Below are 13921 nucleotides of genomic sequence, written 5' to 3'. Positions count from 1 at the left end.
ACAACCGATGGTGAGTCAAGATAGAAGCCTACACCACGCAGCAAAGCCCCCTCTCCCCCCTGGAGGGGGAGATATCCCTGCAAGGGACAGAGGGGGGGAAATGCTGCGCCCATCAAAAACACTAGCGTTTGACTTCCCAGGCGGTCACACGTTTGCCGGTTTCGGAGTCTTTTGAATCCATTAGCTGAATTCCTTCAGAAACCAGTTCATCGCGAATACGGTCCGCCTCGGCGAAGTTCTTGACCTCGAAGAAGGCCAGGCGCTCAGCAATCCGCGCCTCGATTGAGCCCGTGTCGAGGGAAGCTATGTCAACGGCCACCGGCGCGACCCCGAGCAAGGTCGCGGAAGCCGAATAGACCGCAAGCTTTTCCGGATCGCGAGCAGCCTCACCGGCCAGCGCATGGAGCGCCTGGATCGCCGCTGCTGTGTTGAGGTCGTCGCCCAGCGCGTCCATCACTTCGCCCGAAGGCAAGGCGTCTGTTTCAATAACTTCCGGCCACTTGCCGAGCAGGCGTTCAGCCTCCTCCAGCCGCTTGACCGAGAAGTCGATCGGTTCGCGATAGTGGGTCATCAGCATGGCAAGACGCAGGACTTCGCCCGGCCACTTGCGACCGCCGAACTTGTCGGGCTCCAGCAGGTCATGGATGGTGACGAAGTTGCCTTCAGACTTGGACATCTTCCGGCCCTCCACCTGCACAAAGCCATTGTGCAGCCAGTAGTTGGCCATCTTGTCCGTGTCATGGGCGCAGCAGGACTGGGCAATCTCGTTTTCATGATGCGGGAAGATCAGGTCCAGCCCGCCGCCGTGAATATCGAAGACCTTGCCGAGGTGATGCTCGCTCATGACCGAGCATTCGATGTGCCAGCCGGGACGGCCCCGGCCCCAGGGGCTTTCCCAGCCTGGCTCGTCGCCGGTGGAGAGCTTCCAAAGGACAAAGTCACCCGGGCTTTTCTTATGTTCATCAACCGCGATGCGTGCACCAGCCTTCTGGTCCTCGAGATTGCGTTTCGACAGGCCGCCATAGGCCGGCATCGATGCCGTGTCGAACAGCACTTCACCGCTGGCCTCATAGGCATGGTCCTTCTCGATGAGGGACTGAATCATCGAGATCATGCCATCGATATGCTGCGTGGCGCGGGGCTCCACGCTCGGTTCCAGGCATCCGAGCGCCTTGACGTCGGCATGAAACTGATTGGCGGTTTTCTCGGTGACCCTGGCGATGGCCTCATTGAGCGGCAGATCCGGGTAGTCGCGCAGCGCACGGGCGTTGATCTTGTCATCGACGTCGGTGATGTTGCGGACATAAGTGACGTGCTCGGAGCCGTAGAGATGGCGCAGCAGGCGGAACAGCACATCGAATACAATCACAGGCCGGGCGTTGCCGATATGGGCGAAGTCATAAACGGTCGGCCCGCAGACATACATGCGCACGTTTTCAGGATCGATCGGGACAAAGTCCTCTTTCGACCGGGTCAGCGTATTGGTGAGCTTCAGTCCCTTGAAACCGGGCTTCGCTGCGCTCATGACAAAGATCTCCTGACCGGCTGGCCGGGCGATCCGTCTCAAGGTGCGTGATGCAAAGAGGGAACGGCCACAGCCAGCGGTGTCGCTAGCTGCAAATAATGGTGATCGAAATGATGTTCCGTGTGGCCGTCATCATGGGGAGTTTGTCGCCTCTTTCGCCCGACCGGTCAAGCCTGCAGCTTTACAAACGACAGGCTTTGTTAAAATGGCCACCGTTCGGCCGCACAGATCGGCCGAAAGCTGGACAACCACGCCGCATGGACTAGGCTCTTTTCATGGATTCGGACGGCGCGACCCGCGGGGACGCCCACCACAGTTGCAAGGTCAAGCTCCGGGGGGACGTGATGACAATTGGAATTCGAGCAGTCGGTCAAAAGAGATACAGCTCCAGCCTTTTCACCGCCGTCTTCCTTGCCCTTATGACCGGGCCGATCGGCGGACCACTCGCGATCGCACAGACAGAAGTGCTCCTTCCTGCTGAGACGCCGACCAAGGCGGCCGCGCCCTTGAGCTTCGCCTTGCTGGCGGAGATCGGCAGCCGAGACGTCGACGAGAGTGTCGCTGCCTTTTATGAAGCGCGCGGCTATGCACCGATCTGGCTCGATACGGACGGGCTTCAGGAACGCGGACATTTGACCCTGGCTGCTTTTGCCGCCGCCAATGATCATGCGCTCAACCCGGACAACTATGGCCCGCTTCTATTTGCCGAAAGGTTGGACGCCGCACAAAGCGATGAAGACTGGGCAGCTCTTGAACTGGACCTGACCGCGCAGTTCATCCGCTACGCGACACACCTGTCCTCAGGCCGCGTTCAGCCGAATGAAATCAACAAGGCGCTCAATATATTCCCGCATGTGCCCGAACCGGTCGACTTGCTAACCCAGGCCAACGAATCCGTCGATTTCAGTGCCTATCTCGAAGCGCTTTCCCCCAACACGCCGAACTACGCAAGACTGAAGCGCCGGCTTACCCAGTACCGGGACAAGGCAGCGCTGGGCGGCTTTACGGTCATCCCGGATGGCGAGGTTCTCAAGCCCGGCATGGAGGATGACAGAACGGCCCTGTTGCGCCAAAGGCTTGCCGAAGAAGACTATATGCTGGCCACGGACCACAGCGGAACGGTCTACGACGGTGCGCTCGTTGAAGCGGTCAAGGAGTTTCAGGAATATCACGGGCTCTCGGTCGATGGCGTGATCGGCAAGAACACCCTGGCAGAGATCAACGTCCCGATCCGGCAGAAGCTGATCCAGATGGAGCTCAATATGGAGCGCCGCCGCTGGATGCCCGACTTCCTCGGCGACACCTATGTCTTCGTCAATCTCGCCGACCAGAATCTCAAGCTGGTGAAGAACGGCAAGACCTGGCACACCACACGGGTGGTCGTCGGCAAGCCCTACCATGCCACACCGGTCTTTTCCGACGAGATGACCTACGTGGAAATCAACCCCTACTGGAATGTCCCCTATTCCATCGCCACGAAGGAATATCTGCCGAAACTGCGACAGAACCCGAACGCGCTGTCTGCACAGAACATTCGGGTTTTCAGCGGCGAGCAGGAAGTGGCGCCGACACAGGTCGCCTGGAACTCCTATTCGGGCAGCAACTTTCCGTTCAAGCTCCGCCAGGACCCGGGCGGACGGAACGCGCTGGGCCGCATCAAGTTCATGTTTCCCAACCAGTTCAACATCTACATCCACGACACACCGTCCAAGACCTTGTTCGACCGGGCGCAGCGGGACTTCAGCCATGGCTGCATCCGCGTATCAGACCCCTTCGCGCTTGGAGACGTGTTGCTTTCGGACCAGGGATATGACCGCTCACGTCTTGAAGCCATTCGGGATGCGGGAGCTCGCAAGGTGCTCAAGCTGGAAGAGCCGGTTCAGGTCCATCTGACCTATCTGACGGCATGGATGAACAAGGATGGATCGACGCACTTCCGGCGCGACATCTATGATCGCGACGAGGTGCTTCTGAAGGCCCTGGCGCGCGCCATGACCGAGAACCTTTGAGGCATTCCGACCCGCGTTAAACAAACTGAACCCTATCTGAACGAGACCCTCAGGGGCGGTTCAAGGGCCCTCTCCTATTGTCATCCTCATCAACCCCAGATGCGGATCAGGAGCGGGTCATGTTTCAACGTTTGTTTGCAGTCGTTTTTCTCACAGCCGTTCTCGGCGCCCCCTTCGCAGGTCTCTTCAGCCTCGCCGGCGTCACCGAAGCGTCGCCCGCCGTCAGCCAGCAGCGCAGCATGTGCATCACCACAGGCGTTGGCTGCGGTTCCGGCCACATCCTCCTGCCGGCCATTGGCAGGATGTGACAAATCGATTTAAAATTCAGCGCCTATCGTAGCGTATTGCTTGCGATTTCAGGAGGATTTGGGCATTGTCTCGCTCATGAACCAAGAAGCTCTTGAAGATAACGCTGAAGATGCGGCCCGTTTTTTGAAGATGCTGGCCTCCGCCCCACGCCTCCTGCTCTTGTGCAATATGTTCGATCGGGAATGCAGCGTCGGGGATCTGGCGGAGAAGACCGGCATGCGAATGCCGACCGTCTCGCAACAACTTTCTCTCCTGCGCGCGCAGGGGCTCGTGGAGACCCGCCGCGAAGGCACGACAATCTATTACCGACTGGTCAGTGACGCTGCCCAGGAAGTGATGGCTGTGCTCTACAAACATTTTTGTGCGGAAGGAGCCGATCCTGCTGCGGCAGGCCTTCTGGAGATGGCCAGCGCTGACTGAGGCCAGTTGCTTCAGCCTTCGGCGCGCTTCAGAGCATATGCCTCGCCAGAAACCCAAAGGACCGCCAAGAGCGGTCCTTTTCTGTTTTGTACCGGATCAATCGGACATCAATCGTCGAGATAGTCGCCGCAACGCGGGGGCGTTTGATCTCCCCACGGCATCAAAGGCACGGTCGAGGTCGAGTTTTTCGGGCTGCCTTCGATCAGCTTGTCGGAATAGACAAGATAAACCAGGACGTTGCGTTTGACGTCGCAGCCACGCACGATGCGCATCTTCTTGAAGACGAAGGAGCGGCGCTGACGAAACATTTCCTCGCCCTGCTCGAATTTTTCCGTGATTTCAATGGGACCAACCTGCCGGCAGGCAAGAGATACGTCCGAGACTTCCTCGGCGACGCCAACCCAGCCAGAAATCCCGCCCTTTTCCGGCACGGTGAAATGACAGGCCACGCCAGAGACGATGGGATCATCGATCGCATAAGTCGCCAGTTTGTGGTCCGGCGTCAGGAATTTCCAGACGGTCGATTTCTTGAAGATGAGGTCGGGCTCATCCGCAGCTGATGCAACGATCGGCGAGAGTGCCAGTGCAGACAGACACAGAGAAAGAGCAAGAGACGTTATGCGCATTGAGACATCACCGCGTTTTGATCAGGTCCACCCTGATGTGGGCGGTAAACGCGGCAATGTCCAGTCAGTTACAAAATACGAGATGCTTGTCAGGCGTTTTCCGGCTCGCGGACCTTGCCGTCGGCTGCTTGATCCTCGGACGTAGCAGCTTGCTCTTCGGAGGTCTCTACGACCTCTTCCAGGACTTCTTCGTCCAGATTGTCATCTTCGGTGATTTCTGCTTCCGGGCTTTCCGCGAGAGGCTCTGCCACCAAGCCGTGAAGAGCGTCCCACAGATCGCGATCCCGTTCGGCGGTCCAAACCTGAGGCGTGTCGAGACCATGAGCCTCATCATAGGCCCGAGCGACGTTGAACGGCAGACAGTGATCGTGGATCGCATAGTCTCCAAATAGCGGATCCATGACGGATTTCACTGTCAGGAACGTGTCCTTGATCCCCATGCCGGACGCCACGCAGTCGGCGGCGGTGTCGCGCAAGGTGGTGATAAAGGCCTCGGTGTGCTCAAGCGCTTCCATAACGGCACTGCTGCCGATGACCGCATCTCCGCGTCCGGGCATGAGAGCCGACGGCCTGAAGGCACCGATGCGATTGAGTGCACGCGGCCAATCGCCCAGATGGGCGTCGCCGCAGTAGCAGGCAGATTTGGACTCAACCAGATCGCCGGAATACATGACGCCAGCATCGGGAACCCAGACCACCGCATCTCCCATCGTGTGCCCGCGGCCGAGATGCATGATGCGCACATCTCGGTTGCCGAGGTTCAGCGACATGGATGAGGCGAAACTCAGGGTCGGCCAGGTAAGACCGGGAATGCTGTCGGCGTCCTTGAACAGACGTGGGAACCTTGCATATTCGGACTTCCAGTCCGCTTCCCCGCGCTCTTCGATCAAACGACGCGTCAAGTCGGACGCAATGATCTCACTTGCGCCATATGCGCTCGCGCCCAACACCCGAACCGCATGGTAGTGGGTCAGCACGACATGCTTGATCGGCTTGTCCGTGACTTCCCGGATCCGCTCGATGACCTGTTCTGCCATGGCGGGCGTTGCCTGGGCGTCGACCACGAGGACGCTGTTGTCACCAATGATGACACCGGTGTTCGGATCGCCCTCCGCAGTGAAGGCGTAGCAGCCCTTGCCGATCTCGGTGAAGCTGATCTTCTTGTCCTCAGTGTCGTTGGCGGAAGCAAAATCGTTGCTCATGGCAGCTCTTTCATTTTCCGACCCGGCCGAGTTTCTCTTCGTCCCAGGTCTGATTGGTCCAGGCTGGCTTCTTCTGCCCGGATTGCAGACTTTCGCGCCGGACCTTGAAAAGGCTGCATAAAATTCTGCATTCTAAGACGGTCTCAGGTTCGCGGACCGATTCGCAAATCTTGGCGGTCATCACGTGTGACAATTTGCAGTTTTTCAACAGATTGATGCCGCCGCGCAAGGAAATACAAGATATTGTTGTCTTTATGGCAATAGCCAACCCGCAAAGAGTATTGTCACAATGTTCGAGGGTGCTTGCTTCCGTTGAATCGGTCATTTCTCAGCTAAAGACTTTGGCGCGGCCAGGAACGCCTATAAAGTGGCCCTTGCCAAGGCCATGAGAACGAAAGACTTGAGCGCATGAGCGACGAAGATATTCCAGCGCAGAAGACCGACCGCCTTTGCGGGTCTTCCGACAGTGTGCTGGCGCTCGAGGACTTCCTTCCCTACCGCCTCAATCTCGTGTCCGAGACCGTGAGCTATTCGTTTGCCCGGCTCTACGGCGAACAATTTGGCATGACCCGACCGGACTGGCGCGTCATCGCGATCATCGGGCAATGCGGACGCGTGACCGCCAAGACGATCGGCGAGCGCAGCACGATGCACAAGACCAAGGTCAGCCGCGCCGTCTCGACCCTGGAAAAACGTGGCTTCGTCGTTCGCACGCCCAATCCAGAGGACATGCGGGAGATTTTCCTGGAACTGACCCCGGCCGGCCAGAACGTCTACAATGCGCTGGTTCCGCAGGCCTTTGCCTTCACCCGGCATTTGACGGATGCGCTGAGTCCGGAGGAACGGGAACAGCTTGAGACTATCTTGAACAAACTTGTTCAGTCAGCCGCGACCTTCGACGGTTAGGCTTCGAGGTCACAAAAGGAGTTGGTCGGTCGTTGAGCGCTTCTGGATAAAGCGTTGAAAAAGCAGGTTTCTGTCTGATCGAGAATGCAGTCTCGGTCCGGAGTCCCCAAGCTGGTGCCAAGGCATATGCAACAGCCGGTCTGCACCTGAGGATGTCATTGATGCTCGCACATTAACTCCAAATCAGCGCTTTGCTTGCTATGGTGGTTTCACCTGCCGATATTGGTGAGTGGCAGGTGGCGTTTCTGACGCCGATGGGACAGGTTGCACGATGGGATCTGAGTGGCAGGTACGGCGCCTTTTCGGGGCAAGCCGCAGCGCTTTGGTGTTGGTCGCAGTGATGTGCGCCTCTACTGCGGCGGAGGCTGCGACATGCGCGGCCATTCGGGCGGAGCTGGCGAGCCTCGGCAAATCGTCCTCGCGATCAGTCAGTCCCGCGGCGCAGAAGTGGCAGACAGCGCAGCGCCAGCAAAGCAAGGCCATTGCGGCCGCCGAGCGCGATGCACGCTTCTTTCGCTGTGATAGCGCTCCCCAGTCCCCCAAGTGCCAGGGGCTGGGAAACAAGATCAAGCGCATGCAAAAGAACCTGCGTGCCATCGATCGCAAGCTGGCTCAGTCATCCGGCCCGTCAAAGAACAATGTCGAAAGCCGGCGCCGACGCTTGCAGGCAAGCCTGGCCGCGCAAAAATGCAATGCGCCCAAGCCCGCCCGAACCGCAAAGACCGATTTCGGCGGCAATGGCTTTTTTGGCAAGATTTTCGACAAGAAGGTCGAGCAACCTGCCGCAGCCACCGACCAGAACTATCGCACCTTGCCGAATGGCCTTGTCGTTCAAAGGCCCAGAAGAGACCTTTTGCTCGCCCGCTCGCACGATCAGGATCTGACTCAGCTGAAGTCACGCGCGAGCCTTGCCCGGGAAACGCGGTCCAACAGGACCCACATTCCCTCAGGCGGGACATTCCGGACCCTTTGTGTTCGCACCTGCGACGGTTATTTCTTCCCGGTCAGCTTTTCGACAGGTCAAAGCCAATTTGCGGATGACGCAGCCCGTTGCGGTGAAATCTGTCCTGCGGCTCCGACCGAGCTGTTCGTCCATCGCAATCCCGGCGGCCTGGCGGAGGAAATGATCTCCCTTGCCGGTGTTCCCTATGCCGAAACGGAAAACGCTTATCGGTACAAAACCGAATTTGTTCAAAACTGCAGCTGCCGCGACAGCCGAAACACTGCCACCGAGAGCAAGATGACGCCGCTTGCGGGGCACAACAGCGGAGCTTGGACCACGGAGGACGGCCGCGTACAGGTGTCCTTAAGGCTCGATGGGCCAGCGCCATTCTTTGACGGCAAGACTGCCCCACTGCGAAACAGCTGGAGCCAGGATCCGTTGTTGCCTGATCAGCTGCCGAGAGGGACCGATCCGGCCACCCGCATGGATCTGGAAGGCGGCTTCAACGCGGCGATCCGCATTGATGAAGCTACAGAAGAAGCGGGCGTTGCAACGGCAGGCGCCGATACGGCTTCGGACGAGCTGCCGTTGCTGACATCCCGCGCAGCCCAGAAAGCGTCCGCCCCCGAGCCGGTTTTCACCAAGCTCGAGGAAAAGGATCAGACACGGCAGGCGCCAAGCGGGCCTATCCGGGTAGTCGGTCCAGAATATTTTGTCGCCCAATAAGCGGAAGCAGGGCTTTCATGTCCGGCCCATGATCGAGCCCGGTCAGCGCACGGCGCAACGGCATGAACAGCCCTCGCCCCTTTCGGCCCGTCTCGGCCTTCAGAGCTGACGTCCAGGTGCCCCAGGTTTCTTCGGTGATATCGCCTTCCGGCAGGAAATCGCGCGCCTTTGCAACAAATTCGCGATCTTCTTCTTCCACCTTGCTGTCGACGCTGCCGTAGACGATCTGCCAGTAGTGCTGCGCATCGGAGACCTTTTCACAGTTCTCCCGAATAAGCAGCCAGAAGGTCTCGCTCGCGCGAATACCCAGCGACCGGAGCCGATCCTCCACCACCTCATAGGGCATGTCGTGGACCAGTTTCGCATTGAGGCCGTCGAGATCTGCCGGATCAAACTTTGCGGCAGACCGTGACACGGACGACAAGTCGAATTTATCAGCCAGAACCTCGAGATTCGGGACCGGCTCAACCGCCTGACTGGTGCCGGTCAGCACCGCCAGCGAAGCGACCGCCATGGGCTCAAGCCCTGCCTCGCGCAGAGAGCCAATGGAAAGAGCCCCCTTTCGCTTCGAAAGACCTTCGCCGTCGCGGGTCGTCAGAAGATTGTGGTGGCCGAAGGTCGGCATCTCGGCGCCAAGTGCCTTGAAGATCGCGTATTGAACGCCGGTGTTGGCGACATGATCTTCGCCTCGGATAACGTGGGTGATGCCCATGTCGATGTCGTCCACGATGGACGGCAGCGTATAGAGATAGGTTCCATCTTCGCGGATCAGCACGGGATCGGAGAGCGAGGCCAGATCCACTGACTGCTCGCCGCGGCAAAGATCCGTCCAGGTCACTTCTGTCCGCCGCGGCGCAAAGGGATCGCCGTCGTGATTTGGCAGAAGGAAACGCCAGTGAACCTTGCGCCCCTCGGCTTCAAAGGCGGCTTTTTCATCGGCGCTGAGCTTCAATGCCGCCCGATCGTAGACCGGAGGCCGGCCAAGGGCTCTGGCCCGCGAGCGGCGGCGCTCCAGCTCATCGGCGGTTTCATAACAGGGATAAAGCAGTCCCTCGGCCTTCAGCTTTTCTGCAGCAGCGTCATAGGCAGCAACGCGATCCGACTGCCGCTCGACGCGGTCCGGCTGAATGCCGAGCCAGGCCAGGTCAAGCTCGGTGGCGTCGGCAAATTCTGCTTTCGACCGTTCCTTGTCGGTGTCGTCGAAGCGCAGAACAAAGGATCCGCCGTTCTTTTTGGCAAAAAGCCAGTTGAACAATGCGGTTCGGCTATTGCCGATATGGATATGGCCAGTCGGGGACGGCGCAAAGCGAACTGTAACGGTCATAGACCTTGAGGTACCTCCCTGCCTGCGTTGCCGCAAGCCTTCTTTGGCGTTTTACCCGGCTGCGCGATCTCAGCCGCGCTAAACCGGTTTCAAGTTCTATGGCCCCGTCTTTCAGCAATACGCGAAGTCAGGAAGAGCAGTCCAGTGACCAGGGCACAATATCCACCCATGCCCATCAATTGCACGTCGTAGGAGACGTGAAAGTCAATCAGAACGCCGATCAAGCCGGGCCCTGCGGCAGAGGCGAACACCATCATCGCAAAGGCAACGGACCGGATGGCGCCGATGTGGCGTGTTCCGTAGAGCTCGGGCCACAATGCGCCGCCAAGCGTCGCTGTAAAGCCGTTGCTGATGCCCAAAAGCCCCATGAAAACAAAAGCGGCTGCCTCGACGTGAATGTTCGCCAGAACGATGCATGCCAGGGTCAGCGGCAAAAGCATGAAGGGCAGGACGCCGCGGGCCGAGAAGCGATCAATCAGCACCCCCAGCGTCAGGGACGAAAGGATCGCAACCAGCGCCATGACGACGAAGGCTGCGGCAAAGAGCTCTAGCGACCAACCGCGCAAATCGACCAGATAGACCTGATTGAAGAGAATCGCCGTTCCGATGAAGGGCGGCGCAAGGACACCGGCGGAAACACCCCAGAACACCGGATCAAACAATGCCTCACGGCGCGTCCATTGGCGCCCTTCCACCTTCTGACCATCACCGTCGAGAGCTTTCGGCTGGCGGTCCTGCTTGAGCAGCCACAAGATCACTGGCAGCGCGAAAAGAAAAACCAGCGCGGCGGCAGCTGCCCAACTCATGCGCCACCCCAAAAGGCCCGACGTCAGGACAAAGAGCGCAGGAAAACAGCTTTCGGATGCCGGAAAGCCAAGGCTCGCGATGGACACCGCCCTGCCCCGTTGCGCGGAAAACCACCGCCCCATGGCCGTCATCGACGTGTGGGTCATCATGCCCTGCCCGCTCAGGCGAAGGCCGAAAATCACGAAGAAGAGCATCCAGACCGAACTGACATTTGCCATCGCCACACAGAGGCCAGTCAGAGCGAGCATCACGACGAGGGCAACGCGTTGTACAGGGAACGCATCGACGCTGCGCCCGACCCAGGGCAGACAGATCGCCGAGCCCAGTGTGGCGATCATATAGAGCAGCCCAAAATCGCCGTGGCTGAGATCAAACTCCTCGCGCAAATGGCCTGATGAGAGCGAAATATAAAAGGTCTGGCCAAAGCCCGAAAATGTGGTCAGCAGGAACCCTGCTGCAAGCCAGCGGCTGTTGGCGCGCAGGAACGAGGCATAGGACAAAGCACATCCAGACAACGATTGGGGTCAGGGCCGGCAGATTGCAGGCCCCAAGGGAAATTGGTTTTGCACGGAAAGATCCCGTGCCATTTAGTTGAAATCAGGAAAGGCGCACCAGTCAGGCTGCCTCAGCTGCGGTCTCGGAAACGATTGGTAATCGGGTAGCGGCGATCACGACCGAAATTCCGCTCAGTGATCTTCACGCCAGGAGGTGCCTGACGCCGCTTGTATTCTGCAATATACAACAGATGCTCGATCCGGTGAATGAGCGCCTTGTCGTGGCCCCGCTTTTCAATTTCGCTGACCGACATCTCATGCTCGACGAGACAGGAGAGGATATCATCCAGAACATCATAGGGTGGCAGACTGTCCTGATCGGTTTGCCCCTCGCGAAGCTCGGCAGTCGGCACCTTGGAAATGATGTTTTCCGGAATCACGACCCCTTCCGGGCCAAGAAGCCCCTCGGGCCGTGTCGTGTTGCGCCAGCGAGACAGGTGATAGACCTGCGTTTTATAGAGGTCCTTGATCGGGTTGAAGCCGCCATTCATATCGCCGTAGAGGGTCGCATAACCGACGGACATCTCCGACTTGTTGCCCGTGGTCACCACCATTGAGCCAAACTTGTTGGAAATCGCCATCAAGATGACGCCGCGCGCACGGGACTGAAGGTTTTCCTCCGTGGTGTCCTGTTCGCAGCCGGAGAACATGGTGGCCAGGACACGCCCGAACCCTTCGACAGGCTCGGCGATCGGTACGGTGTCATGGCGAATGCCCAACAGCCTTGCGCAGTCATCGGCGTCCGTAATGCTTTCCCGCGAGGTATAGCGGTATGGCAACATGATCGCATGGACCTTGTCCGCGCCAAGCGCGTCGACGGCCATTGCGGCGCAGATGGCAGAATCGATGCCGCCAGAGAGCCCAAGCACAACGCCTGGAAAGCCGTTTTTCAGCACATAGTCGCGCAGCCCCAAGACACAGGCGCGCCAGTTGGCCTCATCAATTCCGGGCAGAGCACTGACCGGGCCATCCGTGCAGACCCAGACCTCATCGTCATTGCGAACCCATTCGGAGATCGCGAGACTGGTTTCGAACTGAGGCATCTGAAACGCCAGGGACCGGTCGGCCTGCAAGGCAAAAGAGCCACCGTCAAAAACGAGTTCGTCCTGCCCGCCGAGCTGATTGCAATAGATCAGCGGCAATCCGCTTTCGACAACCCGCGCAACAACGACCTGCAAACGCTCTTCGGCGCGGTGGCCCCAATAGGGCGAGGCGTTGGGAACAAGCAGGATCTCCGCGCCGGTTTCGGCAAGGCACTCGCAAACTTCGTCGTTCCAGATGTCTTCGCAGATCGGCACGCCGATGCGAATGCCGCGGAAATCCATCGGCCCCGGCAAGGGACCGGCTTCGAAGACACGCTTTTCGTCGAAGACACCATAATTCGGCAAGTCATTCTTGTAGCGGATGGCCTGCACCTCGCCGCCGTCCAGGAGGGCGACCGCGTTATAGAGCTTGCCATCCTCGTCGAGCCAGGGCGTTCCCACCAGCATCGCCGGACCGCCGTCCGCAGTCTGGGATGCCAGCGCATCGACCGCCTTCATGCAGTGGCTGACAAAGGCATGCTTCAAGACCAGATCTTCGGTAGGATAACCGGCGATCGCGAGCTCTGGATAGAGCACCAGATCGGCGCCCAGATCGGCTGCCTCCTGTCGTGCAGCGCGGATCAGCTCGGCGTTGCCGGCAACGTCGCCGACCGTCGGATTGAGCTGCGCAACAGCAAGGCGGAAACGTCCATCGAGGGCGGCAGGCTTGGATGTGCTGGTCATAAGGCTGATTTAACCCGGCTTTTATGCCGTGGCAATCTAAAGCAGCGCCATGGAAACAGGATCTTTCTTCACTCTCGCAGACGCTGCTGCAGCCTTTGTGCCTTGCGCTGCAACACCCGATCTTTTCGGCGTGGCAGCAGCCTGGCCATAAACGCCTTTGCAGCGCCCGTGCAATTCCTGCTTTTGCAGGATATCGCCGATCCGGTCGAAGAGAACCGCGGGAGACACCGGTTTGGCGATAAAGCCGTGCACGCCGAGTTTCATCGCCTCAACGATGGTCGCCTTCTGCGAATGCGCGCTAACGACGACGACCGGGATCGTGCTGATGAATTTGTCCTTGTCGGACCTCAGAATCTTGATGAAATCTGCGCCGCTTACAGGCGCCATCGCCCAATCCACCAGAATGAAATCCGGTGTCCGGTCCAGAACGATTTCGAGGCCATCGGCGCCATCTGACGCTTCGTAGATCTGTCGCACGCCAAAGCCACTCAGCACCGAGCGCAGGATGCTCCGCATGTGAATATTGTCTTCAATGACAAGAAAAGAAGTCTGAGACAGATCCCAAGCCCTGTTCATTCTACCTAGCCCCCACGCTACAACCCACGTGCGAGATATGCGCGCCTCGCGTTAAAACGCGATTACCAAAATTATCGATAGTCGGACATGACGGGAAAAATCTGGAAATAAGCGGACAAAAAAACGGGGCAACACCAGCGCCTACCGAAGACGTGGTCCTGCAGGTGCTGCTCTCCGAGCTAGATCGACCCTCACCCTTTGTCCGGAGATCTACGGGTTGACCGTGCA

12 protein-coding genes and 1 pseudogene are annotated in these 13921 nt (G+C 58.8%); 6 read left to right on the top strand and 7 right to left on the bottom strand.

The genetic code is table 11. The annotated features are described in order from the left end of the window. Positions 1-121: 121 nt before the first annotated feature. Positions 122-1525, bottom strand: a complete 1404-nt coding sequence (cysS, locus tag IG617_RS02825) for a cysteine--tRNA ligase (protein ID WP_192107094.1) — start codon at positions 1523-1525, stop codon at positions 122-124. Positions 1526-1869: 344 nt separating this feature from the next. On the opposite strand from cysS, the gene IG617_RS02820 reads away from it, so the two are divergent. From IG617_RS02820 to IG617_RS02810, 3 genes are all read left to right on the top strand, one after another. After that, a complete protein-coding gene (locus IG617_RS02820) occupies positions 1870-3534 on the top strand; it encodes a L,D-transpeptidase family protein (RefSeq protein WP_209008219.1) in 1665 nt (554 codons plus the stop codon). 119 nt (positions 3535-3653) lie between these two features. Further along, the gene (locus IG617_RS02815; RefSeq protein ID WP_192107092.1) at positions 3654-3842 is read left to right on the top strand and encodes a sugar transporter; all 189 of its coding nucleotides are present in this window, start codon (positions 3654-3656) and stop codon (positions 3840-3842) included. 76 nt (positions 3843-3918) lie between these two features. After that, a complete protein-coding gene (locus IG617_RS02810; protein ID WP_192107090.1) occupies positions 3919-4263 on the top strand; it encodes an ArsR/SmtB family transcription factor in 345 nt (114 codons plus the stop codon). Positions 4264-4370: 107 nt separating this feature from the next. Here the strand turns inward: IG617_RS02810 and IG617_RS02805 are convergent, their stop codons facing one another. Both IG617_RS02805 and IG617_RS02800 read right to left on the bottom strand, forming a co-directional pair. Continuing rightward, a complete protein-coding gene (locus IG617_RS02805; RefSeq protein WP_192107088.1) occupies positions 4371-4889 on the bottom strand; it encodes a CreA family protein in 519 nt (172 codons plus the stop codon). 254 nt (positions 4890-5143) lie between these two features. Then, positions 5144-6091, bottom strand: a pseudogene (locus tag IG617_RS02800) (MBL fold metallo-hydrolase); the annotation flags it as partial. On the opposite strand from IG617_RS02800, the gene IG617_RS21770 reads away from it, so the two are divergent. From IG617_RS21770 to IG617_RS02790, 3 genes are all read left to right on the top strand, one after another. Then, positions 6090-6212, top strand: a complete 123-nt coding sequence (locus IG617_RS21770; RefSeq protein WP_276529802.1) for a hypothetical protein — start codon at positions 6090-6092, stop codon at positions 6210-6212. The pseudogene IG617_RS02800 and the gene IG617_RS21770 overlap by 2 nt on opposite strands. Positions 6213-6499: 287 nt before the next feature. Then, a complete protein-coding gene (locus tag IG617_RS02795) occupies positions 6500-6997 on the top strand; it encodes a MarR family winged helix-turn-helix transcriptional regulator (RefSeq protein WP_192107084.1) in 498 nt (165 codons plus the stop codon). Positions 6998-7337: 340 nt separating this feature from the next. Beyond that, positions 7338-8666, top strand: a complete 1329-nt coding sequence (locus IG617_RS02790) for a DUF2865 domain-containing protein (RefSeq protein ID WP_192107082.1) — start codon at positions 7338-7340, stop codon at positions 8664-8666. Here the strand turns inward: IG617_RS02790 and gltX are convergent. The 4 genes from gltX to IG617_RS02770 form a co-directional block, all read right to left on the bottom strand. Continuing rightward, positions 8626-9990: a glutamate--tRNA ligase gene (gltX, locus tag IG617_RS02785; protein WP_192107080.1), complete on the bottom strand. Its 1365-nt coding sequence runs from the start codon at positions 9988-9990 to the stop codon at positions 8626-8628. The genes IG617_RS02790 and gltX overlap by 41 nt on opposite strands. Before the next feature lie 89 nt (positions 9991-10079). After that, positions 10080-11297 (bottom strand): MFS transporter, encoded by a 1218-nt coding sequence (locus tag IG617_RS02780; RefSeq protein WP_192107078.1) that lies wholly within the window; start codon positions 11295-11297, stop codon positions 10080-10082. A 125-nt stretch (positions 11298-11422) separates the two neighbouring features. Further along, positions 11423-13117 carry an NAD+ synthase gene (locus IG617_RS02775; protein WP_192107076.1) on the bottom strand — a complete coding sequence of 565 codons (1695 nt, stop codon included), beginning with the start codon at positions 13115-13117 and terminating at the stop codon, positions 11423-11425. Between the two features lie 36 nt (positions 13118-13153). Beyond that, on the bottom strand, positions 13154-13693 hold the full coding sequence (locus IG617_RS02770) for a response regulator (protein WP_192107075.1): 540 nt from the start codon (positions 13691-13693) through the stop codon (positions 13154-13156). Positions 13694-13921: the final 228 nt, after the last annotated feature.

The organism is Roseibium polysiphoniae, from assembly GCF_014842925.1.
GTDB classification, from domain to species: Bacteria; Pseudomonadota; Alphaproteobacteria; order Rhizobiales; family Stappiaceae; genus Roseibium; species Roseibium polysiphoniae.
The sequence above is the reverse complement of the archived record's forward strand: the minus strand, read 5'-3'. Positions and strand labels throughout refer to the sequence as shown.

What these genes read in the sequence shown, in the direction of transcription:
- cysS (WP_192107094.1), bottom strand. Translation starts at nt 1,525, where the DNA reads ATGAGCGCAGCGAAGCCCGGTTTCAAGGGACTGAAGCTCACCAATACG.
- IG617_RS02820 (WP_209008219.1), top strand. Translation starts at nt 1,870, where the DNA reads ATGACAATTGGAATTCGAGCAGTCGGTCAAAAGAGATACAGCTCCAGC.
- IG617_RS02815 (WP_192107092.1), top strand. Translation starts at nt 3,654, where the DNA reads ATGTTTCAACGTTTGTTTGCAGTCGTTTTTCTCACAGCCGTTCTCGGC.
- IG617_RS02810 (WP_192107090.1), top strand. Translation starts at nt 3,919, where the DNA reads ATGAACCAAGAAGCTCTTGAAGATAACGCTGAAGATGCGGCCCGTTTT.
- IG617_RS02805 (WP_192107088.1), bottom strand. Translation starts at nt 4,889, where the DNA reads ATGCGCATAACGTCTCTTGCTCTTTCTCTGTGTCTGTCTGCACTGGCA.
- IG617_RS21770 (WP_276529802.1), top strand. Translation starts at nt 6,090, where the DNA reads ATGGCAGCTCTTTCATTTTCCGACCCGGCCGAGTTTCTCTTCGTCCCA.
- IG617_RS02795 (WP_192107084.1), top strand. Translation starts at nt 6,500, where the DNA reads ATGAGCGACGAAGATATTCCAGCGCAGAAGACCGACCGCCTTTGCGGG.
- IG617_RS02790 (WP_192107082.1), top strand. Translation starts at nt 7,338, where the DNA reads ATGTGCGCCTCTACTGCGGCGGAGGCTGCGACATGCGCGGCCATTCGG.
- gltX (WP_192107080.1), bottom strand. Translation starts at nt 9,990, where the DNA reads ATGACCGTTACAGTTCGCTTTGCGCCGTCCCCGACTGGCCATATCCAT.
- IG617_RS02775 (WP_192107076.1), bottom strand. Translation starts at nt 13,117, where the DNA reads ATGACCAGCACATCCAAGCCTGCCGCCCTCGATGGACGTTTCCGCCTT.
- IG617_RS02770 (WP_192107075.1), bottom strand. Translation starts at nt 13,693, where the DNA reads ATGAACAGGGCTTGGGATCTGTCTCAGACTTCTTTTCTTGTCATTGAA.